We start from the raw sequence: 23,862 nt of genomic DNA, 5'->3' as shown, positions 1-23,862 counted from the left end.
GTCAATTCACGCCTTTCGGCACGTTCTCCGGCGGCACGCCTGTTTCGACCACCTTCTGGCGGTGGAAGATGAACAGGCCGGCGAGCACGACGATGGCCGAGCCGATCAGGATGCGCGGTCCCGGCACGTCGCCGAAGAAGGCCAGGCCGAAGATCACCGCCCATAGAAGCAGGCTGTAGTGCAGCGGCGCCAGCGTCGAGGCAGGGGCCAGTTTCAGCGCCCTGGTAATCATCAGATGCGCGCTGCAGGAGACGATGCCGAGCAGGAGCATGGCGCCGAAATCGAGTGCCGAGGGCGTCTGCCAGGCGCCTATGGTCATCACGCCGCCGACCAGCAGCGTGCCGATAGTCTGCCAGGTGACCAGCGTTGTGTCGCTGGTGCCGCGCAGGCGGCGGCTGAGGATGATGGCGAAGGCGAAGGCAATGCTGCCGACCAGTGCGAACAGCGAGGACTGCGAGAACGCCGCCGAAGACGGCTTCAAGATGATCAGCACGCCGCAGAAGCCGACCAGGATGGCGGCCCAGCGGCGCCAGCCGACCTTTTCGCCGAGCAGGAAATGCGACAGCGCCGCCACATAGATCGGCCCGGCCATGTAGAAGCTCATCACGTCGGCAAGCGGAAGATAGACGACGGCGGCATAGAACAGCGCCGTGTCCGCCGTGGTCGCCAGCACGCGCAGAATCTGGAGGACCGGCCGCTCCATCCGGAACAGTCTGCCGGCGCCCTGGTTGGCGATCATCGGGCCGAGCACGATGAAGGCGCCGATCGATCGGATCAGCACCACCTGACCGACCGAGAAGCTGGCGACCAGCCATTTGCCCATCGCGTCGTTCAGCGCGAACATGAAGTCGCCGGCCAGCATCAACAGGATGCCGGCCAGGAGCGCGTTCCTGATGGTGAAGGTGCGGACGAGCGACTGGGCCATGCGGCTCCCTAGCTGCAAGCGGCCGCTTTGACGAGGCAAATCGGTAAGACCAGCGGCGGAAATCGGCTGTTTCTACGCAGTTTTGTGCCGCCGGTTTACCTGTCCGGGACGGCCGGCGATCGACAGCCGTGTCTCCTGTTTCGTGCGCTCGGCCACCACCTTGCCCCTGGCGACGACGCACAGCCGTTCGGCACGTAACCTCAAGGCCTCGATCGGGTTGCCGGCATCGAGAATGACGAAGCTGGCGCGCTTGCCCACGGCAAGGCCGAGATGATCGAGGCCCATGATGGCGGCGTTGACATTGGTGACCATGTCGAAGCAGCGTGCCATGTCGGCAGGGCTCGACATCTGAGCGACGTGAAGCCCCATGAAGGCGACGTCGAGCATGTCGGCGGTGCCCAGCGAATACCAGGGGTCGAGAACGCAATCCTGGCCCCAACCGACGCGGATGCCGAGCGCCAGCATCTCCTTCACCCGGGTCATCCCGCGGCGTTTGGGAAACGTGTCATGGCGGCCCTGCAGCATGATGTTGATCAACGGATTGGGGATCGCCGACACACCGGCCTCGGCAATCAGCGGCAGGAGCTTGGAGACGTAATAATTGTCCATCGAGTGCATGGAAGTCAGGTGCGAGCCGGCCACCTTGCCCTGAAGGCCAAGGCGGTGGGTCTCATAGGCAAGCTGCTCGATGTGGCGCGACAGCGGATCGTCGGTCTCGTCGCAATGCAGGTCGACCATCAGCCCGCGCTTCGACGCGATTTCGCACAATTCGGTCACCGAGCGCGTGCCGTCGGCCATGGTGCGTTCGAAATGCGGGATGCCGCCGACGATATCGACGCCCATGTCGAGCGCACGGATCGTGTTCTGGCGCGCCGTCGGCGAACGGTAGAAGCCATCCTGCGGGAAGGCGACCAGTTGCAGATCGATATAGGGCGCGACAATCTTCTTGACGTCGAGCAGCGCCTCGACCGCCAGCAGCCGGTCGTCGCAGACATCGACATGGGTACGGATGGCGAGCAGGCCCATCGAGACCGCCCAGTCGCAATAGGCGAGCGCCCGCTCGTGAACCGCGTCATGCGTCAGGAGCGGCTTCAGCTCGCCCCATAGCGAAATGCCCTCCAGCAGCGTACCCGAAGCGTTGATGCGTGGAATGCCGTAGGACAGCGTCGCATCCATATGGAAATGCGGATCGACGAAGGGCGGCGAGATCAGATTGCCACGGGCGTCGATCGACGTGCCGGCGCTGACATGCAGTTCGGGCTCTATGGCGACGATCGTCTCGCCGATGATGCCGAGATCGGCGACGGTGCCGTCGGGCAGCGTTCCGCCGCGCACAACAAGGTCGAAATCCATCTGCCGTCATCTCCCTGAAGCTCGAACGCCGTAATCGTGGCGTAAAAGACACCTTGCCGCAGCCGTTTGCCTTCGCCGAAGCGAAAGGTTCCATCCAGCCACAACTCGCTCTATAAGCCGCCTTTCGCCCCGTTGGCGAATCCGAAATTCGTCAGTCAGGCATGGGATCTGCCATTTGTTTCGCTTCTTCCGTTCGACGGAAAACCAGCGCCTTATCGCAAGGCTTTTGCGGGAATCCTTTCACGCGCATAGATTTGGCTACGCTGCGGCCATTCTGTCGATGCTGGTGGTGGCGGCAACGACAGCAGCCAGCGCCTATATGCTGCGCGAAATCACCAATGAATTCGTGGTTTACAAGCGGATTGGGCAGGTCAATCTGATCGCGGCGGCGACCGGAGCGATCTTCATTCTCAAGGGCTTCGCAAACTTCATCCAGGCCTACTTCATGAGCAGGGTCGGCAATGCCATCATCGCCGACCGGCAGCGCAAGATCTATGACAGCATTCTCGCGCAAGGCATCGAATTCTATCATTCGACCTCTTCGTCCGAACTGATTTCGCGCATGACGAACAATGCCCAGGCCGCGCGCAGCGTGCTCGACCAAATCGTCACGTCCTATGTTCGCGATCTGGTGACGCTGGCTGCGCTGGTGGGTGTGATGGTCTGGCAGCAGCCGGCGCTGTCCCTCATCTGTCTGGTGATCGGGCCGATCGCCATTTACGGCGTCAATCGTATCCTGAAGCGCGTCCGAAAAATTGCCTCGCAAGAATTCCGTTCGCTCGGCCAGATCGTGCAGGTGATGCAGGAAACTGCGATCGGCGTGCGCGTCGTCAAATCCTTCGGCCTCGAAGGCGCCATGCGCAAGCGCATGTACAAGGCCGTGTCGGACGTGGAGAGCCGCGCCAACAACATCGCCACGCTGGAGGCCGCCACCAGCCCGGTGATGGAAACGCTTGCGGGGCTGGCCATCGCTGGCGCCGTTTTTGTCAGCGGCTTCCTGGTTCTGGGCGGCGGCGGTCAGATGCCGGGCAACATCATGGCCTTCATCGCGGCGCTGCTGTTGGCCTATGAGCCGGCCAAGCGCCTGGCCCGCGTACGCATCTCGCTTGAAACCGGCATTGTCGGCGTGCGCATGATGTTCCAGCTCGCCGACCGGCCGCTGACGCTGGCCGAAAAGCCGGATGCAAAGCCGCTGCGGGCCGGGCCGGGCGAGATCCATTTCGACAATGTCAGCTTCGCCTACCCCGAAAGCGCGCCGGTGTTCGAGGGACTGGACCTGACGCTTGCCGCCGGCAAGATGACGGCGCTGGTCGGACCCTCGGGCAGCGGCAAGTCGACCATCCTCAACCTGATCATGCGCATGTACGACCCGCAGAGCGGCAGGGTGATGTTCGACGGGCAGGACATTTCTTGTGCCACGCTCACCTCGGTCAGGGAAAAGATCGCCTATGTCAGCCAGGACACGTTCCTGTTTGCCGGCACGATCATGCACAACATCAGGCTCGGGCGCGAGGGCGCCACGGACGAGGAAGTGATGGCCGCCGCAAGGGCCGCCAATGCACATGACTTCATCAGCGCCCAGGCGAAAGGCTACGACACGGATGTCGGCGAGAATGGCGCGCTGCTGTCAGGCGGCCAGCGCCAGCGCATCTCGATCGCACGCGCCATGCTACGCAATGCCGAAATCCTGCTTCTGGACGAGGCGACCAGCGCACTCGACGCCGAATCCGAGGCGCTGTTCCGCGACGCGCTGCAGCAGCTGACGGTCGGGCGCACCACCATCGTCATTGCCCACCGCCTGTCGACCGTGCACCAGGCCGACACGATCGTGGTGCTGGAGGCCGGCAAGGTGGTGGAAAGCGGCGCGCATCGCACGCTGCTCAACCAGGGCGGGCTGTATCAGAAGCTTTACGAATATCAGCTGATGCCGTGAGCTTTACCCTCCCCCTTGTGGGGAGGGTCGCTGCGCAGCAGCGGGGTGGGGGTCGGCGCCGCACCCTCACTCCGGCACGTGCCGCACCGCGCCCTTGTCGGCGCTGGTGGCGAAGGCGGCGTAAGCGCGCAGCGCGGTCGTCACCTTGCGCTTGCGCTTTTCCTCGGGCTTCCAGGCCATGGCGCCCTTCGCCTCCATGGCCGCGCGGCGCGCGTCGAGTTCAGCGTCGCTGACAGCAAGCCGGATCGTGCGGTTGGGGATGTCGATCTCGATCGTATCGCCTTCCTGCACCAGTCCGATCGTGCCGCCTTCCGCTGCTTCGGGCGAGGCATGGCCGATCGACAGGCCTGATGTGCCGCCGGAGAAGCGGCCGTCGGTGACCAGCGCGCAGGCCTTGCCGAGGCCTTTCGACTTTAGATAGCTCGTGGGGTAGAGCATTTCCTGCATGCCGGGACCGCCGCGCGGTCCTTCATAGCGGATGACGACGACATCGCCGGCCTTGATTTCGTTGGACAGGATCGCCTTCACGGAAGCGTCCTGGCTTTCGAACACGCGGGCCGGGCCGGTGAACTTCAGGATCGACTCGTCGACGCCGGCCGTCTTCACGATGCAGCCGTCGAGCGCCAGATTGCCTTTCAGCACGGCAAGGCCGCCGTCTTTCGAGAACGGCGTCTCGGCTGAGCGGATGACGCCCTTCTCGCGGTCGAGGTCGAGCTCGTCCCAGCGGCGGTCCTGGCTGAAGGCGACCTGTGTCGGCACGCCACCCGGAGCGGCGAGAAAGAAGTCGCGGACGCTCTGGCTCGAGGTGCGGGAGATGTCCCAATGGTCGAGCGCTTCGCCGAGGCTCGCCGTATGCACCGTGGGCAGGTTGCGGTTGAGCAGCCCGGCATTGTCGAGCTGGCCGAGGATCGCCATGATGCCGCCGGCGCGGTGGACGTCTTCCATATGCACGTCGGACTTGGCCGGTGCGACCTTGCATAGCACCGGAACCCGCCGTGACAGCCGGTCGATGTCTTCCATGGTGAAGTCGACTTCTCCCTCGTGCGCGGCGGCAAGGATGTGCAGCACGGTATTGGTCGAGCCGCCCATGGCGATGTCGAGCGTCATGGCGTTCTCGAAGGCGCCCTTCGAGGCGATGCTGCGCGGCAGCGCCGACTCATCATCCTGCTCGTAGTAGCGCTGGGCGAGATCGACGATAAGGTGACCCGCCTCGACGAACAGCCGCTTGCGGTCGGCGTGGGTTGCCAGCGTCGAGCCGTTGCCGGGTAGCGACAGGCCGAGCGCCTCGGTCAGGCAATTCATCGAATTGGCGGTGAACATGCCGGAGCACGAGCCGCAGGTCGGGCAGGCCGAGCGTTCGATGACCTTGACGTCCTCGTCGGAGATCTTGTCGTCGGCGGCGGCAACCATGGCGTCGACCAGGTCGAGCGCTTGTGTCTTGCCGGCGAGCACCACCTTGCCGGCTTCCATCGGCCCCCCGGAGACGAAGACGCTTGGGATATTGAGGCGCAAGGAGGCCATCAGCATGCCGGGCGTGATCTTGTCGCAATTGGAGATGCAGACCATGGCATCGGCGCAATGCGCGTTGACCATATATTCGACCGAGTCCGCGATCAGCTCGCGCGACGGCAGCGAATAGAGCATGCCGTCATGGCCCATGGCGATGCCGTCATCGACGGCGATGGTGTTGAATTCCTTGGCGACGCCGCCGGCCTTCTCGATCTCGCGCGCCACCAGCTGGCCAAGGTCTTTCAGATGGACATGACCCGGCACGAACTGGGTGAAGGAATTGACCACCGCGATGATCGGCTTGCCGAAATCCGAATCCTTCATGCCGGTGGCGCGCCACAGGCCGCGGGCGCCGGCCATGTTGCGGCCGTGGGTGGTGGTGCGGGAGCGATAGGCAGGCATGAATTTTCCTTGGCTGGCTGGCTGCGCCCGGTGCGGAGCGTGGCGGCGCGGAACTTGAATCGCAGGGTTTATAGACCGGCAAGTATGGTCTGGCCACTTTTTTGCAATGCGCCAGAGTCTCGCTGAAAATCAGGGTTTCGAAAAAGATTGCCGGCCAGTGTCGGATCGCTAGCCCGGCATCCGTCCTTGGACGACGGCAAGGGAATGGCACCATTTCTATAAGTCAGCAGCTTCACCTGTAACCGCAACCAAACACCCGAGGAGCATGACATGCAAAAGATCACCACCTGCCTGTGGTTCGATGGCCAGGCCGAAGAGGCGATGAATTTCTACGTCTCCATCTTCAAGAATTCGAAGGTGCTGAGCGTGCTGCGTTGGCCCGAAGGCCATGCCGATGCCGGCAAGGCGCTGGTGACCACGTTCGAACTCGACGGCGTGCAGTTCCAGGCACTCAACGGCGGACCGCAATTCAAGTTCAACGAGGCGATGTCACAGTCGATCGACTGCAAGACCCAGGAAGAGGTCGATTATTTCTGGGACAAGCTCATCGAAGGCGGCGGCGAACCGTCGCAATGCAGCTGGCTGAAGGACAAGTTCGGCGTCTCCTGGCAAGTCGTGCCGGAGCAGCTGCCGCGCCTGCTTCTGGATCCGGACCGGGCCAAGGCCGGGCGGGTGATGTCGGCGATGATGCAGATGAGCAAGATCGATATTGCCAAGATCGAGGAAGCTGCGAAGGGGTGAGAAGCGGCCGCGTAGCGGACGAAAAGCCAATTGCTTGGCTTTTCGAGCTTCGAACGCCCTGAGCCATGCGAACGGCCGGCGCGCGTTGGAGCCAATTGACCCTTCAACGTCGGCGCTGCCCCTCATCCGCCCTTCGGGCACCTTCTCCGCGTAAACGGGCAGAAGGAAAAGGGGCGCCTTACGCCGCCTTGTCGCGGACCTGGTAGTCCTTGATGGTAGCGAAGCGGATCGCCTTCCAGCGTTCGGCTTCGTAGTTCAGCGAGAAGGCGTGCTGGGCCAGAAACACCGGATCGTTGTCGAGGTCGCGGGCGATATCGCCGCGATGCGCCTCAATGAAGCGAAGCGTCTCGGCCTTGTCGTCGGCGGAGATCCAGCGGCAGACTGAAAAGCGCGACATCTCGAATTCGACCGGCAGCGTGTATTCGAAGTTCAGCCGTTCCTTCAGCACATCGAGCTGCAGCGCGCCGACGACGCCGACGATGGCCGGCGAGCCGTCTTCCGGCGAAAACAGCTGCACGACGCCTTCCTCGGCCATCTGGTGCAGCGCTTCCTTGAGTTTTTTCGCCTTCATCGCGTCGCCGAGGCGCACACGGCGCAGGATTTCCGGCGCGAAGTTAGGTACGCCGCGGAACAGTATCTCCTCGCCTTCGGTCAGCGTGTCGCCAATGCGCAGCGTGCCGTGGTTGGGGATGCCGACGACATCGCCGGCAAACGCTTCGTCGGCGGTGACGCGGGTGCGGGCAAAGAAGAATTGCGGCGCCGACAGGCTCATCGGCTTGCCGGTGCGCACCAATTTCGCCTTCATGCCGCGCTCGAGCTTGCCCGAACAGACGCGCACGAAGGCGATGCGGTCGCGATGGTTGGGGTCCATATTGGCCTGGATCTTGAACACGAAGGACGTCATCTTCTCCTCCGTCGCCTCGACCTTGCGGGTGTCTGCGTCCTGCGCACGCGGCGGCGGGCCGAAGGCACCGAGCGCCTCGATCAGGTCGCGCACGCCGTAATTGCGCAGCGCCGAGCCGAAATAGACCGGCGTCAGATGGCCCTCACGGAACGCGTCAATATCAAGAGGTCGGCAGGCCTCGCGCGCGAGTTCCAGCTCCTCGATGAAGGCTTCGCGCTCGTTTTCCGGCAGCAGGCCGGCGACGCGGTTGGAGTCGGGGCCGTTGACCGGCGTGCGGTCTTTCTCTGCATCGCCCCTGCGCACAGCGTTGAGCGCCAGGTGGTAGGTGCCGGCAAAAGTCTTGCCGCGGCCGATCGGCCAGGTGATGGGGGCAGTGTCCAGCGCCAGCTTCTGCTCGATCTCGTCCAAAATCTCGAAGGGGTCGCGGCTTTCGCGGTCCATCTTGTTGATGAAGGTGATGATGGGGATATCGCGCAGCCGGCAGACCTCGAACAGCTTCAGCGTGCGCGGCTCGATGCCCTTGGCGGCGTCGATGACCATGACGGCCGAGTCCACCGCCGACAGCGTGCGGTAGGTGTCGTCGGCAAAATCCTCGTGGCCGGGCGTATCGAGCAGGTTGAAGACATTGTCCTCGTATTCGAAGGTCATCACCGAGGTGACGACCGAAATGCCGCGCTCGCGCTCGATCTTCATCCAGTCGGACCGCGTCTGGATGCGGTCCTTCTTGGCCTTGACCTCGCCCGCAAGCTGGATGGCGCCGCCGAACAGCAGCAGCTTTTCGGTGAGCGTCGTCTTGCCGGCGTCTGGGTGGGCGATGATCGCGAAAGTGCGGCGGCGCGATACCGCCTGTTCGATGTCTTCAGCCAATTTCTGGAATCCTGTCTGTGGCGCGGGCTTCTAGCAGCGCATTGCCAGCCTGTCGACAGTTTCGGGCCGGCAGGCCGACCACACTTGAGCTTGAATCGTTACGGTGGCATCAGAGGAGCCCATTCTGAGAGGTCCGGTATGAGCAGCGCTAAAGAAGTCATCGTCATCGGCGCCGGCATTATCGGGGCGTCCATCGCCTGGCACCTGACCAAGGCCGGGGCGCGGGTGACTGTGATTTCCGATAGTGGTGCCGGCGGCGTCGCCACGCCAAACTCCTTTGCCTGGATCAACGCCAGCTGGGGCAATCCCGAAATCTATTTCCGGCTGCGCATCCGTGCGATGGCCGAATGGAAGCGGCTGGCAAACGAGCTGCCCGGCCTGCCGCTCGCCTGGTGCGGCGGGCTGTGCTGGGATCTGCCGGCCGACAGGCTCGAAGCCTACGCGGCTGAGCACGCTTCCTGGGGTTACGGCATCGAACGCGTCGACGCCGGGCGCGCAGCGCAAATCGAGCCCAATCTCGTCGAGCCGCCGGAATTCGCTGTCTATGTCGCGGAAGAAGGCGTGGCCGAACCGGTCGCAGCGGCCAAGGCGCTGCTGGCCGACGCAGAACGGCAAGGTGCGCGCGTTCTCTCCAGTTCTGTAACCGCACTTGTCCAGACCGATGGCAGGATTGCCGGTGTCGATACATCGCATGGGCTGATGCCAGCCGAAGAGGTGGTGATCGCAGCCGGTGTCGGGGCGCCCGATATTGCCGCTACCGTCGGCATCAAGCTGCCGATCGAGACGCCGCCCGGTCTGATCGTCCACTCGCAGCCCTACAAGAAGCTCCTCAACGGGCTGGTGCATGCCGAAAAGCTGCATATGCGCCAGACGGCGGAGGGCCGCATCATCGCCGGCTCGGATTTCGCGGGGAGCGATCCCGGTGAGAATCCCGACGCCACGGCGCGCGAGCTGTTTGCAGCAATGAAGGCGGCTTTGCGCGGCGCCGACGAACTGGAATTTGATTTCCACACGGTTGGCTACCGGCCGACGCCGATCGACGGCTTTCCGATCATCGGCCGCGCCGAGGGCACGGAAGGTCTCTATGTCGCCGTCATGCATTCCGGCATAACGCTGGCGCCGGCGGTCGGGCTGTTCGCCACGCGCGAAATTCTCGACGGCGAGCGTGATCCGCTGCTGACGCCTTATTGGTTGGGTCGGTTTGCTCAGTAGCCCGGCGGACGCTTGAAGCCGCCGGTCAGCGCTTCGATCGCCTTGGCGATGCCGAGCAGCCGCGATTCCGACCAGCGCTTGCCGACCAGTTGCAGGCCGATAGGCAGGCCGTCGCGGTCTTGCCCGCAGGGCAGCGAGAGTGCCGGATGGCCGGAATAATTGAAGACCGCGCCATAGGCCGGTAGCATCCAATAGCTTTGCTCCTTGCCGTCGACTTCGATCGGCGTGCCGGGCTCACAATGCGCGAAGGCCGTGGTCATGGCGACCGGGCACAGCAAGGCATCGCAGGTTTCGAAGAACCTGTCCCAGGCCAGGATCGAGCGGTCGCGGCGAGCGAGCGCCTCGAACCAATTGGTGATCGGCGTTGGCTGCTCCGGCGGTTCGGGCTGCGCTGCCTCCAGCATCATGCCGATCAGATCGCCGCCCTGCCCCAGATCGTGATGCAGATCGATCTCAGGCAAGTTCGCTTCTTCCACAATCACCCCTGCTGATTGCAACCGCTTGGCCAGGCTTTCGGCGGCGACAGCGATTTCGCCAGCCACCGGAAAGCCGGTGATGGACGGCGCCACGGCGATGCGCAATGTCTTGAGGTCTAGCCTGAGCATGGCCTCTACGGGCACCGGCGCGAGGTCCGTGTCTGCTCCGTCCGGGCCGGCGATGATTTTGTAGATCAGCGCAAGATCCTCCACGCTGCGCGCCAGCGGGCCGAGGCAGGACATCAGCCGCACGCTACGCGCCGCGCCGTTCGGATCGGGGAAGGCGCCGGCCAGGGACACGCGGTGCTCGGTCGGTTTCAACCCGTAGACGCCGCAAAAAGCCGACGGCAGGCGGATCGAATCCTGCATGTCGGTGCCGACATCGAACGGCGTCATGCCGGCCGCCACCGCTGCCGCTGCGCCACCGCTGGACCCGCCTGACGTGCGCGAGCGGTTCCACGGATTGCTGGTGCGACCGAACAGCGGATTGTCCGATTGCCAGTCGCCCAGCATCGTCGCGACATTGGTCTTTCCAATCAGGATGCCGCCTGCGGCTTTCAATCGGGCGACGACCGGACTGTCTGCCTTTGCCACATAGTCGGCGAATGGTGCGAAACCAACCGTGGTCTTCATATCAGCGGTTTGGTGCATGTCCTTCAACGTGAAAGGCACGCCATGCAGCGGTCCGAGCCCATCGCCGCGCGCCTGCACCGCGTCGGCCTGTTTCGCGCGCTCGCGGGCGCCTTCCCGCTCGAGATTGACGACCGCGTTGACGGCCTCGTTGTGTCGGTCGATTTGGACCAGATGGGCGTCCAGAGCTTCGACGGCGGAGATCTTTCGCGCCGCGATTGCGGCGGCGAGATCGATGGTCGAGGAAAAGGCGAGGTCCATGATTGCTCCGGCTGCTGCCAAACGTATCGCGGTTTAAAACCAAGTTCAGCATTCGGAGATCATCGGCGCTTGATCAAAATTGCGCTTGCCGGTCGGTTGAGGTTGGCGCTCTACGGCGCCCCCCTCTGTCCTGCCGGACATCTCCCCCACTTTGGGGGGAGATTGGCAGCTTTGGCTTCGGCGCCCCTTTTCCTGCGTTGAAAATTGGCGAAGGCCGCCGTGACCTCCAATCTCCCCCCTCGTGGGGAGGGCAGGACAGAGGGGGGCGCGAAGGAATGCGGCTTAGACTAGGGCCTAGACGACCAGTGCCAGCCTTGCCACAGCCGGCACGAACGGCCGAATGCTCATCCCATCGCCAGTGATCGTGACAAAACTCGCCGGCGGGATCGCCTGCCAGTCGCCGCCTTCGCGGTCGAAGGGTTCGGACACGATGCAACGACCGCCGTTGCGGAGCGACGTGTACAGCGTCGGTGCGTGGGCATCGCTTGCGTAGCGCACGGCATAGAGCGCGCGCCCATCGGAAAGGGCCGCAGTGAGTTTCAAGGCTGGCTCCAGACCGGCGTGGCGTGACGCCTCTAGAACCCGAGTGGTGGCGCGCGATACTGCCCCTTGCGGGTCGCCAGCAAGACCCTCGTCGATCATCAGCAGGAAAAGCAGCTCGGAATCGGTGGTGCCTTCACGCTGGTCGAAGACGGCGTCGCAGAGCGAGTTCTCCAGCGCGCGGCGGATCTTTTCGAAGCCGCCGATCTGGCCATTGTGCATGAACGACCAGCTGCCGGAGATGAAGGGATGGCAGTTCATGCGGCTGGTGGCGCCGCCGGTCGACGCCCTGACATGGGCGAGGAACAGGCCGGATTTGATCTGCCGGCACAGGCTTTTCAGATTGGGATCCGACCAGGCCGGCAGGATGTCGCGGTAGAGGCCGGGCTCGGGCCGGTCGCCATACCAGGCAAGGCCGAAACCGTCTCCATTGGTCGGCGACTTGGCTTCCTGGGCGCAATGGCTCTGGGCAATCAGCGAGTGGCAAGGCGCGGTGACGACGTCTTCGAGGAAGACCGCTTCACCCAGATAGGCCGCCCATCGGCACATCGCTTCTAACCAATCCTAGGCGCGATCCAAGAGAGCCTGGGGCTCCTTGACCGCGTGCGAGCCTCTGTTGTGCGTCCGTTCATAGAGTTCGCGAACGATTCGGCTTGCCGTAGTTTCGAAGAGAAACGGCAAGAAAGCGTGAACGAGTGCCGCACCAGCGGCCATCAGGAGGCGCGAGCAGAACCAGGCGGCAAAGGCCATATGGCTGAAATAGGTCTCGCCCACCTTGGCCGGGTGAGAGGTGAACAGCTTCGAAAACAGCGTCGTCATGGTGATCCCTCCTGCCGGGATAAGCCCCGATGTGGGTATCCTGCCACGGGGTAAAGGTTCATCGGTCTCAATTTGTCCTTGTCTAACGCCGTGGTTCGGGACATTCATCCCAACATGGCGCTTGAATTTGATGAAATCGACCGAAGATTGCTGGCCGAGCTGCAACGCGACGGCACACTGTCGGTCGATCAGCTCTCCGAAAAAGTGTCGCTGTCGCGCAACGCCTGCTGGCGCCGGGTCAAGCGGCTGGAAGAGGACGGCGCCATCACCGGGCGGGTGGCGCTGGTCGATGCCGACAAGCTCGGGCTCGGGCTTTCGGTGTTCATCCTGATCCGCACGTCCAATCATGACCCGGACTGGCTGCAGAAGTTTCGGGCGGCGGTGACCGGTTTTCCCGAGATCACCGGAGTCTATCGCATGTCCGGCGATCTCGACTACGTGCTGCGCGCCCGCGTCGCTGACATGAAGGCCTATGACCGGCTCTATCAGCGGCTGATCGCCAAGGTGGCGCTGTCGGACGTTTCGGCCTCCTTCGTCATGGAGGAGATCAAGGAGACGACGGTCGTTCCGGTGGAATTGCGCTAGGTCACACTGACGCCCGAAAGAAAGCCGTTGATAGGCCTGCGGACGAGTTGACCGAATCGCCGTTCGCGCCGATAGGATCGATTTTATGCGCGCAGCCCTCCACAATTCCTCCGTCATCGGTCCAACCGTCGGCTTCGTCAGGTTGCCGCATGGCGATGGACTTCCCCTTCCCGCTTACGAAAGCACCGGCGCCGCCGGCATGGATCTGCGCGCCGCGGTGCCGGAAGACCGGCCGCTGCTGATCCTGCCTGGCAAGCGCGCCTTGGTGCCGACCGGTCTGATCCTGGAAATTCCCGAAGGAATGGAAGGCCAGGTGCGGCCGCGCTCCGGCCTTGCCTTCAAGCATGGGCTGACCGTCCTCAATTCACCAGGCACGGTCGACAGCGACTATCGCGGCGAGGTTAAGGTGCTGCTGGTCAACCTCGGCGACGAGGATTTCGCGGTGACGCGCGGCATGCGCATTGCCCAGATCGTCTTTGCCGCGGTGACGCAGGTGACGGTTGAGGAGCGCTCGCTGGCCGGCGCCACGACGCGCGGCGCGGGCGGGTTCGGATCGACCGGCACCGCCTGAATGAGCATACCGAAACTGGTCATCTTCGACTGCGACGGAATCCTGGTCGACACCGAGAACCTTGCCAACCGGCGGCTTGCCGAGTGGTTTGTTGCCGCCGGTTATCCCACCACATTCGAATATTGCCGCAAATATTTTTCCGGCCGCAGCATGGCTTCGGTGCAGAAGGAAATCGAAGAGACGACCACGGTGCGGCTCGGCGCCGATTTCGTCGATCGCTGGAATGCCGGCCTGCCCGATCTGTTTGCGCATGGCGTCGAGGCGATCCCCTATGTGCGCGACTTCATCGAGGCGGTTCGCGCGGCCGGCATTCCCTATTGCGTCGCCACTTCTGCGCGTATCTCGAAGATGCACATCACGCTCGGCCAGACCGGGCTGCTGCCGCTGTTCGAGCATGCCATGTTCTCTTCGACCATGGTCAGCCGCGGCAAGCCGTTCCCGGACCTGTTCCTGCATGCGGCAAAGACCATGGGTTTTGCGCCGGCCGACTGCATCGTCATCGAGGACAGCGTTGCCGGCACGCAGGCCGGCATTGCCGCCGGCATGCGTGTCTATGCCTATCATGGCGATCCCTATTCCGACCGCGATGGCCTGGCCAGCGCCGGCGGCGTCCTGTTCGACGACATGCGCGAACTTGCCGGGCTGGTGCCGATCCACTGAAGCTGTGTTAGGTTCCGCGCGGCCAGCCTGAGGCGCCCATGCCAACGAACCTGCTTCGCTCCATCCTAAAGCGTTTCACCGTTTCATGGAAACGGCGAACCGCTCTATCTTTTTGTTTTGTTGCAATTTCCGGCCGGAAAACCGCACACACTTTTCCTGAAATTGCTCTAGCGCTTGTGCTGCTGCCGTGGCTTTGGACCGCAGCCGGCGCGCAAGCCGTCAGCTTCCCGGAATTCGGCAGCGCCATCCCCGGCCACATGGATGTGACCTATCTGGACCTCGCAAGGATGGTCATTCCCGGCCTCGCAGGTGACAGCAACGGTTTCTACCGGGGTGGATTGCCGATCGAGATGCGCCACATCGAGGGACCGGATGGCGGCGGTTCGCCGCCTGAGACATCGGGCCTCTCCAACGCCGGCGTGCTCGCCATCAAGGCCGGGGGCAAGGACCGGCTGGCGATGCTCTACGACCTCGGCGACTCTCCCGACAGCGCCGAAGGCTATGCCGTGCTGGCGCTCTACGACATCACAGACAAGCCGAAGCTGCTCGACGCCGTCAATGTCGCGCTCGACCGCGGCACCTATTTCCGTGAACCGGGCAAGCTTTCCGTTGGGCCGAACGACGACATCGTGATCACCATGAGCGCGCATTTCAATTCAAGCCAAAACTACGCGATCACGCCGCTGATCATGGTGCGCGACGACAAATTACAATTGATCGACATGATCTTCACCTTCGATGAGAACCTGTGCGCCTACAGCCGCAAGCAGGACGTTGCTTTCCAGACGATCGCTGACGGGCAGCCTTATGCCGCAGTCAAAGTGACGGTGACCGACGCCACGGTGCTCAACGGCGAGAGCTGCGACGGCCAGCCGCCCAAGCCTGAAGCCCACGCAATTTCCGTTACCTATCATTGGGACAAGAAGACGTTGCACTACGTCAAGGATTCCGACGCGCTGGACAGATTGGCAGGAGAGAACGCCAAACGCTTCTGAGCCAACCGCATTCGTTTGCCCGGTGCATTTCTGCACGATAGAATCTGCCGATATTCCGCATCTGAAGGGAGCACTCATGGACAAGGGCAAGATCTTTCGCGACCTGCACGCCTCGACCTTCGTCATGCCCAACCCCTGGGATGTCGGCACGACCAAGCTCCTGGCGTCCTTCGGTTTCAAGGCGCTGGCGACCACCAGCGCCGGTTTTGCCTTCTCGCGCGGCCTGCCCGATGGCGCAGTGACCTTCGAGGCGATGATCCACCATTGCCGCGAGCTGACGGCGGCAACCAGCCTGCCGGTGTCGGCCGATCTCGAGAAAGGCAAGGGCGACAGCGCGACGAGTGCCGCCGAGACGGTTTTTGCGGCCGAAGCGGCAGGTCTCGCCGGCTGCTCGATCGAGGACCATACCGGCGATCCCGACAAGCCCATCTATGAGTTTTCACACGCCGTCGAGCGCGTTGCAGCTGCTGCTGAAGCCGCACGGGCGCTCAAGCATGATTTCGTCTTCACCGCGCGGGCCGAGAATTTCCTTTGGGGCAAACCGGATCTCGACGACACGATCAAGCGGCTGCAGGCCTTCGAAAAGGCCGGCGCCGACGTGCTCTATGCGCCGGGCCTCAAAGATGTCGAGACCATCCGGAACGTCTGCTCGGCAGTGAGCAGGCCGGTCAATGTCATGGCACTCCCGGCCTTCACCATCGCCGACCTCGCCATGGCCGGGGTCAAGCGCATCTCGCTTGGGCCGTGGCTGACCAATTTCGCCTTCGGCATGCTGGAAACCGCGGCGCGAGAGATCCAGCAGGACGGCACGTTCGGCTTCACCCGCGCCGCCATGCCGTTCGGCAAATTGCAGGCGCTGTTTTCCAAATCCTCAGGGTAGGGGTCCCGGCGCATGACGCTCACCGTCGTCGACATGCACACCGGCGGTGAGCCGCTCAGGATCGTCACGGACGGCTATCCAGACATTCCCAAAGGCACGATCCTGGAAAAGCGTGCCTATGTGCGCGACCACCTCGACCATTTGCGCAAGCTGCTGATCTTCGAGCCGCGCGGCCACTACGACATGTATGGCGCGCTGCTGGTGGAGCCCGACCTGCCCGGCGCCGAGCTGGCCGTGCTGTTTATGCACAACGAGGGCTATTCGACGATGTGCGGCCACGCCATCATTGCGCTTGGCCGCTACGCCGTCGACGAAGGGCTGGTGGTCAAGCAGGAGCCAATCACCACCGTCAACATCGAGGCGCCGTGCGGCATGGTCGTCGCCTCGGTCGAGGTCAGGGACGGCAAAGCGGGATCGGTGTCGTTCGAAAGCGTGCCGGCCTTTCTGTTTGCCCATGACCAACAAATCGAATTGGGGGGATACGGCAAGATTGCGTTCGACATCGCCTATGGCGGCGCCTTCTACGCGCTGGCCGACTGCCATCAATTCGGCCTGGAGTTCGGCCGCAGCCGGGTGCGCGATTTCGTCGACGCGGCAACCGCGCTGACCGAACGGCTGAAGGCGGCGTTCCCTCTATCGCATCCCGACCATGCCGATCTCGCTTTCCTCTACGGCACCATCCTCACCGATGGACACGATGCGTTCTCCGGCGAGGCAACAAAAAACATCTGCGTCTTTGCCGATGCCGAGGTCGACCGCTCGCCGACCGGCTCCGGCGTCACCGCGCGGCTGGCGGCAATGCATGCCAAGGGTGAGATCAACCCTGGTCAGGAGCGGTCCTTCGAAAGCATCGCCGGCTCGCGCTTTTCCGGAGCGGTGGCGCGCACGACCATGGCCGGCCCGCATGATGCGATCATCGCCCGCGTCGGCGGCCACGCCTGCTATTCGGGCCGGGCGGAATTCACCGTCGAGCCGGATGACGAATTGGGACGCGGTTTTCTTCTGCGTTGATAGGCCTATCGCCCGGCGCTCTCCCGCGCGCCGACCGCCTTGTGCAGATGCACCATCATGGCGGCGGCAAAGAGCGGCGTCAGCAGGTTGAGCAGGGGCACGGCGAGAAAGGCGGCAATGAGCAGCCCGGCCAGAAACACGGTGCCGGCATGTTTCCGGCGCAACGCCCTCGCCTCGTCTTCCGGGCGGAAGCGCATGGCGGCGAATTCGAAGAATTCACGTCCCAGCAGATAGCCGTTGACGATGAAGAAGGCGGCGATGTTGACGCCCGGAACCAACAGAAGCAGCAGGGCGACGATGTTGCCCAGGATGACAACGCCGAAGAATTTCACCGACAACACGAGCGAGCGCAGCGCCGGCATGGCGCGTCCGACGGGATCGGCCGGATAGTCGGTGCGCTCGACCACTTCGGCGATGTCTTCGAGAAACAGGCCCGCCACGATTGCCGTCACCGGCGCGATCAGCAGCGCCATCCCGAAGGCAAGCGCGATGGCAGCGATGATGCCGCTCAGCCATCCGGCCCAGGACGGCAGGCCGGGCAGCAAGGAGTGAACCCATGGCAGGGCCAGCCAATCGACAAGCCCGGTCAAGACGAACCACAACGCGACCAGCGCCAGGACGGTCAAGCCCAGCGTCTTCAGGAAAACCGCGCGGAATTCGGGAGAAAACAGCCGGCTGAAGGCGGCGCGGGCAGCGTTGAAGATCACGGCGTTTCACCCCCAGGAACGAACGGATATCTCCGACATAGGCTGAGACCCTGTCAGCCGCAAGCCTGCTGGAGCGGGCGCAATTCCGGACGGGAACTAGAGCATGATCCCAAAAAGTGGGTACCGGTTTTTGGAAAAGATCATGCTCCAACAAAGGGTTAGATCATGATGAGATTTCAACCAAATCTCATCACGATCTAGCGCGCCAGCGCCCGGGAGCGGGCTGGGATGGTCATTGCCGCAACGCCGGCGACGACGCAGCCCATGCCCCAGAAAGCTGTCGGCCCAAGGCTCTCGCCGAGGAACACGACGCCGATGCCGACGCCGATCGGCACGCGCAGATAGGCCTGCGACGTCGTGCCGACCGAACCAAGCGTGTGGATGAGGCGGAAAAAGATGCAGAAGGCCAGCGCCGTGGAGAACACCGACAATGCCAACAAGGCCAGTATCGACGCCATTGAAGGCGACAGGGTCCACGGGCGGTCGAAGGCCAGGCTCAAGGGGACGAGGATGACCGCGCCGCACAGCATCGAGCCGGCGGCCGGCAGCATCGGGTCGAGTCCCCTAAAGCCGCGGCCGAAAATGGCGGCGCCGGCATAGCAGACCGTGGCGGCAATGACGGCAAGCTGCGCCCACAATTGATGGCCGAGCCCGCCAAGCGCCTGGGTGCCGACGATCAGGCAAATGCCGGCAATGCCGGCACCGACACCGAACAGCTTGCGTGCGGTCACGGATTCATGGCGGGTGATAAGCGCGGTCAGCAGGAAGGTGAAGATCGGCGAGGTCGCGTTGAGAATGGTGGCCAGACCGGCGTCGATGGAGCGCTCGGCGGCGGCGATCAGCGTGAACGGCACGACGCTGTTGAGGCAGGCCTGGACCATGAACCGCCACAAGGTCGCGCTGTCCTTGGGCATGGCGAGGCCGCGCCAGCGGATCAGCGCGAGCAGGATGGCGCCGGCAATCAAGGTGCGGGCAGCGATGAAGGATATCGGCGGGATCGTCTCGACACCGATCTTGATGAAGGTATAGGACGCGCCCCACAGGGCGGCCAGCACGCCAAGCAGCGCCAGTTCGGTGGTCATGTCGGTCTTTGCTTGCATGCGGGTGCTTCCAGCGCTTGATTTGAGGCCAAGCTTGTAGGCGACCCGGCGGTCAGATGCTTCGGCCACGGTCGAACTGTGATGGAGCCTCGTCCCAGGCGCGCGCGCCGGCTTGGGCCGGCAAAGGATGGAAATCGGTTGCCATTTTTCGGGGTGATGCTGTAGACCCGCCCGGGCGCGGCAGAAAGCCGGCAGGTTCCGAGGCGGAGACATTGATGCCGGATTTTGACGTGCTTTGCATCGGCAATGCCATTGTCGACATCATCGCCCAGTGCGACGACGCTTTTCTCGAGACCAACGGCATCATCAAGGGTGCGATGAACCTCATCGACACCAAGCGCGCCGAGCTGCTCTACAGCCGCATGGGGCCGGCGATCGAGGCCTCGGGCGGCAGCGCCGGCAACACGGCGGCGGGCGTCGCCAGCTTCGGCGGCCGCGCCGCCTTCTTCGGCAAGGTGTCGAACGATCCGCTCGGCGAAATCTACGCCCATGACATCCATGCCCAGGGCGTTGCCTTCGACACCAGGCCGCTTGAGGGACAGCCGCCGACGGCGCGCTCGATGATATTCGTCACCCCCGATGGCGAGCGTTCGATGAACACCTATCTCGGCGCCTGCGTCGAACTCGGCCCGGAAGACGTCGAGGCCGACAAGGCATCCGGCGCCAAGGTTACCTATTTCGAGGGCTATCTGTGGGATCCGCCGCGCGCCAAGGAGGCGATCCGGCAGACGGCGAAGCTCGCACACGAGGCCGGGCGCGAAGTGTCGATGACGTTGTCGGATTCGTTCTGCGTCGACCGCTACCGGGACGAGTTCCTCGAGCTGATGCGCTCGGGCACTGTCGACATCGTCTTTGCCAACAGCCACGAGATCAAGTCGCTCTACCAGACAAAATCCTTCGACGAGGCGCTGGCGGCTATCCGCAAAGACTGCAAGATTGCCGCCGTCACCCGCTCCGAAAAAGGCTCAGTGATCGTGCGCGGCGACGAGACCGTCACCATTCAGGCGACGACGATCCGCGAACTGGTCGACACCACCGGCGCCGGCGACCTCTATGCCGCCGGTTTCCTCTACGGCTACACCTCGGGGCGCAGCCTGAAGGATTGCGGCGATCTCGGCTCGCTGGCCGCCGGGCTGGTGATCCAGCAGCTCGGGCCACGGCCGCGGCAAAACCTGCGCAGCGCGGCCCAATTGGCGGGGTTGCTGTAGGGCCGTCTTTCGGCGCGCAGCGCCGAGCCAGATGAGGGGTTCCCGCCGGATCAGGCTGTCCGGCGCTCCGCTCAGGCGGTGCGGCGAAGGTCGTCGGACGTAGGCCCGGGTTCCAAAGCCCCGGCGGTGACCAGCCGGTTGCGGCCGCTCTTTTTGCCGATGTACATCAGTCGGTCGGCGAGCGTTATCAGCGCCTCCGAATCGGACGCTTCCGCCGGGTAGATGGCGACGCCAACGGTGCAACCAACATGGATGGCTCCATTCGGCGTCGGCACCTTGATCCGCAGCTTTTCCAGGATACGTTCGGCGACGCCCATGGCCTTCTGTCGGGCCCGGCTAGCCTCTCCTGAAAACAGGAATGCGAACTCGTCTCCACCGAGCCGCGCCACGAAATCAGCGCTGCGCAGGATGGTGCGAAGCTGACCCGCCACCTCCTGCAGCAGCGCGTCGCCGGCCTCGTGGCCGAGCGTGTCGTTGACCTTCTTGAACCTATCGAGGTCGATGAACAGCAGGCCGGCCGCCTGGCCGGTGCTGTCGCAGCGGTCGATCACCGACCTCAGCTCGTTGTGAAAGGCGCGCCGGTTGGGCAGGCCGGTCAATGCATCGTGGTTGGCCGAATGATCGCTCCGCTGCTTGGCCAGCTCGATCTCGCGCTTTTGTACGGAGAGTTCCTCATTGGCGGCCTTGAGTTCGAGCAGCAGTTCGGCATTGAGATCCTCGACTACCTTACGGTCGCTAATGTCGACGACGAAACCTTCGAGGAATTCGAGTTCGCCGGCACCATTCCAGACCCCGCCTCCGATCTCGCGCACCCAGAGCGGCTCGCCGACCTGTGGCACGATGCGGTAGTCGACGTTCCAGTTGCAGCGCGCCTCGAGCGCGGTATCGACGGCGGCATAGACCGCAGCGAGATCATCCGGGTGGATCGCCGAGACATAGTCGCGCACGGCATTTTGAATGAAGTCGCTCGGCCGATAACCGCTGACGGTTAAAATGCCGTCGCTGATGTAGAGCATGGTGTAGGACGCATCGTTGCGGCAACGGTAGAGATAACCGTCCATGCGGCCGGTGATGCTCAGCAGCGCATCCAGGCGCTCGTCGTGATAGCCCCCCTGGCCGACCACAGATGCCGTGTCATGCTTCATGGCCGCACCCCCGTTTTGGCGGTCTGAGCGCGCCGCCAATGCCATAAGGCCATAGGGGGCGAGAACGTTCCCTATAGCAGCCGAATATTATCAATCTCTTATGCGTTGGCGATTTTGCCGCCAATCAGGCTCCCGCGCTATAGGCCGCGATCGCAGCCATGTTGACGATGTCCGAATCCTTGGCGTTGAGCGAGACGATCTGGACCGGTTTGTTCAAGCCGACCAGCAGCGGGCCGATGACGGTGGAGCCGCCGAGTTCCTGCAGCATCTTGGTCGAGATCGAGGCCGAGTGGAACGCCGGCATGATCAGCACGTTGGCCGGGCCGGTCAGCCGGATGAACGGATACTGCGCCATGGCACGGGCGTTCAACGCAACGTCGGCGGCCATCTCGCCGTCATATTCGAAATCGACGCGGCGCTTGTCGAGGATACGCACCGCTTCCTGCACCCGCTCGGAGCGTTCGCCCTGCGGGTGGCCGAAGGTCGAATAGGCAAGCATGGCGAGCCTCGGCTCGTAGCCCATGCGGCGGGCAAATCCCGCCGCCTCTTCGGCGATGTCGGCGATCTGTTCGGCATTGGGCATGTCGTGCACGGCGGTATCGGCGACGAGGACTGTTTTGCCCCGCGCGAGCACGATGGAGACGCCGATGACGCGGTGTCCGGGCTTGGCGTCGATGACGCGGCGGATATCGTCAAGCGCCGTGGAATAGTTGCGGGTGACGCCGGTGACGATGCCGTCGGCATCGCCCAGCGCCACCATGCAGGCAGCGAAATGGTTGCGGTCGTTGTTGATCAGCCGCTGGCAGTCGCGGAACAGGAAGCCTTTGCGCTGCATGCGCTCGTAGAGAAAGTCGGTGTAGATGCCGTTGCGGCGCGACAGCCGGGCATTGATGATCTCGATGCCTTGCTTGTTCAAGTCGATGCCGGCGTGCCTGGCGTTTTCCTTGATTACATCGTCGCGGCCGAGCAGGATCGCGGTGCCGAGCTTCTGGTTCACATAGGAGACGGCGGCGCGCATCACCTGTTCTTCCTCGCCCTCGGCAAAGACGATGCGCTTGGGCTGGCGGCGGACGCGATCGTAGATGCGCTGCAAGGTCGAAGCGATCGGGTCGCGGCGGGCCGACAGCTCCTGCGCGTAGCGGTCGAGGTCGAGGATAGGCTTGCGGGCGACGCCCGACTCCATCGCCGCCTTGGCCACCGCGAGCGGGATGGCCGAGATCAGGCGCGGATCGAACGGCACCGGGATGATGTAGTTCGGGCCGAATTTCGGCCGGTTGCCCTGATAGGCGGCGGCGACATCGTCGGGCACGTCCTTGCGCGCCAGGTCGGCCAGCGCTCTCGCTGCGGCGATCTTCATGTCGTCATTGATGGTGGTGGCCCTGACATCCAGCGCACCGCGGAAGATGTAGGGAAAGCCCAGCACATTGTTGACCTGGTTGGGGTAGTCGGAACGCCCGGTGGCCATGATGGCGTCGGTGCGGATTTCGGCCACTTCCTCCGGCGTGATCTCCGGGTCGGGATTGGCCATGGCGAAGATGATCGGGTTCTTGGCCATCGATTGCACCATCCTGGTGGTCAATGCGCCCTTGGCCGACAGGCCGAGGAAGACGTCGGCGCCATCCAGCGCCTCGGCCAGGCTGCGCGTGGCGGTCTTGACCGCATGCGCCGACTTCCACTGGTTCATGCCTTCGGTGCGGCCCTGGTAGACGACACCCTTGGTGTCGCACAAGATGATGTTTTCCGGGGCGAAACCCATCGCCTTCATCAGTTCGATGCAGGCAATGCCGGCGGCGCCGGCGCCGTTGCAGACCATTTTCGTGGTCTTCATGTCGCGGCCGGTGATCTCCAGCGCGTTGATCAGCCCGGCGGCCGAGATGATGGCGGTGCCGTGCTGGTCGTCATGGAAGACCGGGATGTCCATCAGTTCGCGCAGCCGCTGCTCGATGATGAAGCATTCCGGCGCCTTGATGTCTTCCAGGTTGATGCCGCCGAAGGACGGGCCGAGAAAGCGCACGCAATTGATGAATTCGTCGGCATCCTCGGTGTCGACCTCGAGATCGATGGAATCGACATCGGCGAAGCGCTTGAACAGCACCGCCTTGCCTTCCATCACCGGCTTGGAGGCCAACGCGCCGAGATTGCCGAGGCCGAGAATGGCGGTGCCGTTGGAGATGACGGCGACCATGTTGCCGCGCGTCGTGTAGTCGAAAGCGCGGCTGGGGTCTTCGGCAATGGCCAGCACAGGAACCGCGACACCCGGCGAATAGGCGAGGCTCAGATCGCGCTGCGTCGCCATCGGCTTGGTGGCGACGATCTCCAGCTTGCCGGGGCGGCCCATGGCGTGGAATTCCAGCGCCTCCTCGGCGCTGACGGAGGGGCCGCTATTTTCGGTTTTCTTGGCCATGATGCTTTTGATTTCCTCGCCGGT

General features: G+C 63.5%; 21 protein-coding genes. 10 read left to right on the top strand and 11 right to left on the bottom strand.

What is annotated here, in order from left to right:
• Position 1: 1 nt before the first annotated feature.
• Together NKH54_RS05995 and NKH54_RS05990 are read right to left on the bottom strand one after the other, a co-directional pair.
• Complete coding sequence (locus NKH54_RS05995; RefSeq protein WP_023816925.1) at positions 2–925, bottom strand: DMT family transporter; 924 nt, start codon at positions 923–925, stop codon at positions 2–4.
• Between the two features lie 72 nt (positions 926–997).
• Positions 998–2,278 carry an amidohydrolase family protein gene (locus tag NKH54_RS05990; RefSeq protein WP_353027876.1) on the bottom strand — a complete coding sequence of 427 codons (1,281 nt, stop codon included), beginning with the start codon at positions 2,276–2,278 and terminating at the stop codon, positions 998–1,000.
• Between the two features lie 175 nt (positions 2,279–2,453).
• Here NKH54_RS05990 and NKH54_RS05985 point away from each other — a divergent pair, with 175 nt between their 5' ends.
• Positions 2,454–4,211 (top strand): ABC transporter ATP-binding protein, encoded by a 1,758-nt coding sequence (locus tag NKH54_RS05985; RefSeq protein ID WP_023685110.1) that lies wholly within the window; start codon positions 2,454–2,456, stop codon positions 4,209–4,211.
• A 66-nt stretch (positions 4,212–4,277) separates the two neighbouring features.
• On the opposite strand, the gene ilvD is transcribed toward NKH54_RS05985, so the two are convergent.
• Positions 4,278–6,122: a dihydroxy-acid dehydratase gene (gene ilvD, locus NKH54_RS05980; RefSeq protein ID WP_023692643.1), complete on the bottom strand. Its 1,845-nt coding sequence runs from the start codon at positions 6,120–6,122 to the stop codon at positions 4,278–4,280.
• A 270-nt stretch (positions 6,123–6,392) separates the two neighbouring features.
• Here ilvD and NKH54_RS05975 point away from each other — a divergent pair, with 270 nt between their 5' ends.
• Positions 6,393–6,863, top strand: coding sequence for a VOC family protein (locus NKH54_RS05975; protein ID WP_023823794.1), 471 nt, complete (start codon positions 6,393–6,395; stop codon positions 6,861–6,863).
• Between the two features lie 178 nt (positions 6,864–7,041).
• Here NKH54_RS05975 and NKH54_RS05970 read toward each other — a convergent pair whose 3' ends face one another.
• Positions 7,042–8,634, bottom strand: a complete 1,593-nt coding sequence (locus NKH54_RS05970) for a peptide chain release factor 3 (RefSeq protein ID WP_353027875.1) — start codon at positions 8,632–8,634, stop codon at positions 7,042–7,044.
• Between the two features lie 138 nt (positions 8,635–8,772).
• Between NKH54_RS05970 and NKH54_RS05965 the strand changes: the two genes are divergently transcribed.
• Complete coding sequence (locus tag NKH54_RS05965) at positions 8,773–9,846, top strand: NAD(P)/FAD-dependent oxidoreductase (protein ID WP_353027874.1); 1,074 nt, start codon at positions 8,773–8,775, stop codon at positions 9,844–9,846.
• Here the strand turns inward: NKH54_RS05965 and NKH54_RS05960 are convergent.
• The 3 genes from NKH54_RS05960 to NKH54_RS05950 form a co-directional block, all read right to left on the bottom strand.
• Complete coding sequence (locus NKH54_RS05960) at positions 9,840–11,213, bottom strand: amidase (protein ID WP_353027873.1); 1,374 nt, start codon at positions 11,211–11,213, stop codon at positions 9,840–9,842. The two genes, NKH54_RS05965 and NKH54_RS05960, sit on opposite strands and share 7 nt — an antisense overlap.
• 294 nt (positions 11,214–11,507) lie before the next feature.
• Positions 11,508–12,302, bottom strand: a complete 795-nt coding sequence (locus NKH54_RS05955; RefSeq protein WP_353027872.1) for a class II glutamine amidotransferase — start codon at positions 12,300–12,302, stop codon at positions 11,508–11,510.
• A 15-nt stretch (positions 12,303–12,317) separates the two neighbouring features.
• Positions 12,318–12,572: a DUF6356 family protein gene (locus tag NKH54_RS05950; RefSeq protein WP_023685117.1), complete on the bottom strand. Its 255-nt coding sequence runs from the start codon at positions 12,570–12,572 to the stop codon at positions 12,318–12,320.
• 114 nt (positions 12,573–12,686) lie between these two features.
• Here NKH54_RS05950 and NKH54_RS05945 point away from each other — a divergent pair, with 114 nt between their 5' ends.
• The 6 genes from NKH54_RS05945 (at position 12,687) to NKH54_RS05920 (ending at position 17,274) form a co-directional block, all read left to right on the top strand.
• A complete protein-coding gene (locus NKH54_RS05945; protein WP_353027871.1) occupies positions 12,687–13,157 on the top strand; it encodes an Lrp/AsnC family transcriptional regulator in 471 nt (156 codons plus the stop codon).
• A gap of 85 nt (positions 13,158–13,242) precedes the next feature.
• Positions 13,243–13,728, top strand: coding sequence for a dUTP diphosphatase (gene dut / locus NKH54_RS05940; protein ID WP_023690041.1), 486 nt, complete (start codon positions 13,243–13,245; stop codon positions 13,726–13,728).
• Complete coding sequence (locus NKH54_RS05935; RefSeq protein ID WP_023685119.1) at positions 13,729–14,388, top strand: HAD family hydrolase; 660 nt, start codon at positions 13,729–13,731, stop codon at positions 14,386–14,388.
• Between the two features lie 176 nt (positions 14,389–14,564).
• The gene (locus tag NKH54_RS05930) at positions 14,565–15,383 is read left to right on the top strand and encodes a hypothetical protein (protein WP_353027870.1); all 819 of its coding nucleotides are present in this window, start codon (positions 14,565–14,567) and stop codon (positions 15,381–15,383) included.
• 76 nt (positions 15,384–15,459) lie between these two features.
• Positions 15,460–16,263, top strand: a complete 804-nt coding sequence (locus NKH54_RS05925; RefSeq protein ID WP_023672876.1) for an isocitrate lyase/PEP mutase family protein — start codon at positions 15,460–15,462, stop codon at positions 16,261–16,263.
• 12 nt (positions 16,264–16,275) lie between these two features.
• Positions 16,276–17,274 (top strand): proline racemase family protein, encoded by a 999-nt coding sequence (locus NKH54_RS05920; RefSeq protein ID WP_353027869.1) that lies wholly within the window; start codon positions 16,276–16,278, stop codon positions 17,272–17,274.
• 5 nt (positions 17,275–17,279) lie between these two features.
• Here the strand turns inward: NKH54_RS05920 and NKH54_RS05915 are convergent, their stop codons facing one another.
• Complete coding sequence (locus NKH54_RS05915; protein WP_023690036.1) at positions 17,280–17,981, bottom strand: sulfate transporter family protein; 702 nt, start codon at positions 17,979–17,981, stop codon at positions 17,280–17,282.
• Positions 17,982–18,178: 197 nt separating this feature from the next.
• Positions 18,179–19,081 carry a DMT family transporter gene (locus NKH54_RS05910; protein WP_023690035.1) on the bottom strand — a complete coding sequence of 301 codons (903 nt, stop codon included), beginning with the start codon at positions 19,079–19,081 and terminating at the stop codon, positions 18,179–18,181.
• 215 nt (positions 19,082–19,296) lie between these two features.
• Between NKH54_RS05910 and NKH54_RS05905 the strand changes: the two genes are divergently transcribed.
• The gene (locus tag NKH54_RS05905) at positions 19,297–20,289 is read left to right on the top strand and encodes an adenosine kinase (RefSeq protein ID WP_023692653.1); all 993 of its coding nucleotides are present in this window, start codon (positions 19,297–19,299) and stop codon (positions 20,287–20,289) included.
• A 71-nt stretch (positions 20,290–20,360) separates the two neighbouring features.
• On the opposite strand, the gene NKH54_RS05900 is transcribed toward NKH54_RS05905, so the two are convergent.
• Together NKH54_RS05900 and NKH54_RS05895 are read right to left on the bottom strand one after the other, a co-directional pair.
• A complete protein-coding gene (locus NKH54_RS05900) occupies positions 20,361–21,434 on the bottom strand; it encodes a GGDEF domain-containing protein (RefSeq protein WP_353027868.1) in 1,074 nt (357 codons plus the stop codon).
• 124 nt (positions 21,435–21,558) lie between these two features.
• Positions 21,559–23,838 carry an NADP-dependent malic enzyme gene (locus NKH54_RS05895; RefSeq protein ID WP_353027867.1) on the bottom strand — a complete coding sequence of 760 codons (2,280 nt, stop codon included), beginning with the start codon at positions 23,836–23,838 and terminating at the stop codon, positions 21,559–21,561.
• Positions 23,839–23,862 lie beyond the last annotated feature (24 nt).

This window comes from Mesorhizobium sp. M1004, from assembly GCF_040318795.1.
In the GTDB taxonomy this organism is placed as follows: Bacteria; Pseudomonadota; Alphaproteobacteria; order Rhizobiales; family Rhizobiaceae; genus Mesorhizobium.
The sequence above is the reverse complement of the archived record's forward strand: the minus strand, read 5'-3'. Positions and strand labels throughout refer to the sequence as shown.

Excerpts from the sequence above, each read along its gene's own strand:
- NKH54_RS05995 (WP_023816925.1), bottom strand. The coding sequence starts at position 925 with ATGGCCCAGTCGCTCGTCCGCACCTTCACCATCAGGAACGCGCTCCTG.
- NKH54_RS05990 (WP_353027876.1), bottom strand. The coding sequence starts at position 2,278 with ATGGATTTCGACCTTGTTGTGCGCGGCGGAACGCTGCCCGACGGCACC.
- ilvD (WP_023692643.1), bottom strand. The coding sequence starts at position 6,122 with ATGCCTGCCTATCGCTCCCGCACCACCACCCACGGCCGCAACATGGCC.
- NKH54_RS05975 (WP_023823794.1), top strand. The coding sequence starts at position 6,393 with ATGCAAAAGATCACCACCTGCCTGTGGTTCGATGGCCAGGCCGAAGAG.
- NKH54_RS05965 (WP_353027874.1), top strand. The coding sequence starts at position 8,773 with ATGAGCAGCGCTAAAGAAGTCATCGTCATCGGCGCCGGCATTATCGGG.
- NKH54_RS05960 (WP_353027873.1), bottom strand. The coding sequence starts at position 11,213 with ATGGACCTCGCCTTTTCCTCGACCATCGATCTCGCCGCCGCAATCGCG.
- NKH54_RS05955 (WP_353027872.1), bottom strand. The coding sequence starts at position 12,302 with ATGTGCCGATGGGCGGCCTATCTGGGTGAAGCGGTCTTCCTCGAAGAC.
- NKH54_RS05950 (WP_023685117.1), bottom strand. The coding sequence starts at position 12,572 with ATGACGACGCTGTTTTCGAAGCTGTTCACCTCTCACCCGGCCAAGGTG.
- NKH54_RS05945 (WP_353027871.1), top strand. The coding sequence starts at position 12,687 with ATGGCGCTTGAATTTGATGAAATCGACCGAAGATTGCTGGCCGAGCTG.
- dut (WP_023690041.1), top strand. The coding sequence starts at position 13,243 with ATGCGCGCAGCCCTCCACAATTCCTCCGTCATCGGTCCAACCGTCGGC.
- NKH54_RS05935 (WP_023685119.1), top strand. The coding sequence starts at position 13,729 with ATGAGCATACCGAAACTGGTCATCTTCGACTGCGACGGAATCCTGGTC.
- NKH54_RS05925 (WP_023672876.1), top strand. The coding sequence starts at position 15,460 with ATGGACAAGGGCAAGATCTTTCGCGACCTGCACGCCTCGACCTTCGTC.
- NKH54_RS05920 (WP_353027869.1), top strand. The coding sequence starts at position 16,276 with ATGACGCTCACCGTCGTCGACATGCACACCGGCGGTGAGCCGCTCAGG.
- NKH54_RS05910 (WP_023690035.1), bottom strand. The coding sequence starts at position 19,081 with ATGCAAGCAAAGACCGACATGACCACCGAACTGGCGCTGCTTGGCGTG.
- NKH54_RS05905 (WP_023692653.1), top strand. The coding sequence starts at position 19,297 with ATGCCGGATTTTGACGTGCTTTGCATCGGCAATGCCATTGTCGACATC.
- NKH54_RS05900 (WP_353027868.1), bottom strand. The coding sequence starts at position 21,434 with ATGAAGCATGACACGGCATCTGTGGTCGGCCAGGGGGGCTATCACGAC.
- NKH54_RS05895 (WP_353027867.1), bottom strand. The coding sequence starts at position 23,838 with ATGGCCAAGAAAACCGAAAATAGCGGCCCCTCCGTCAGCGCCGAGGAG.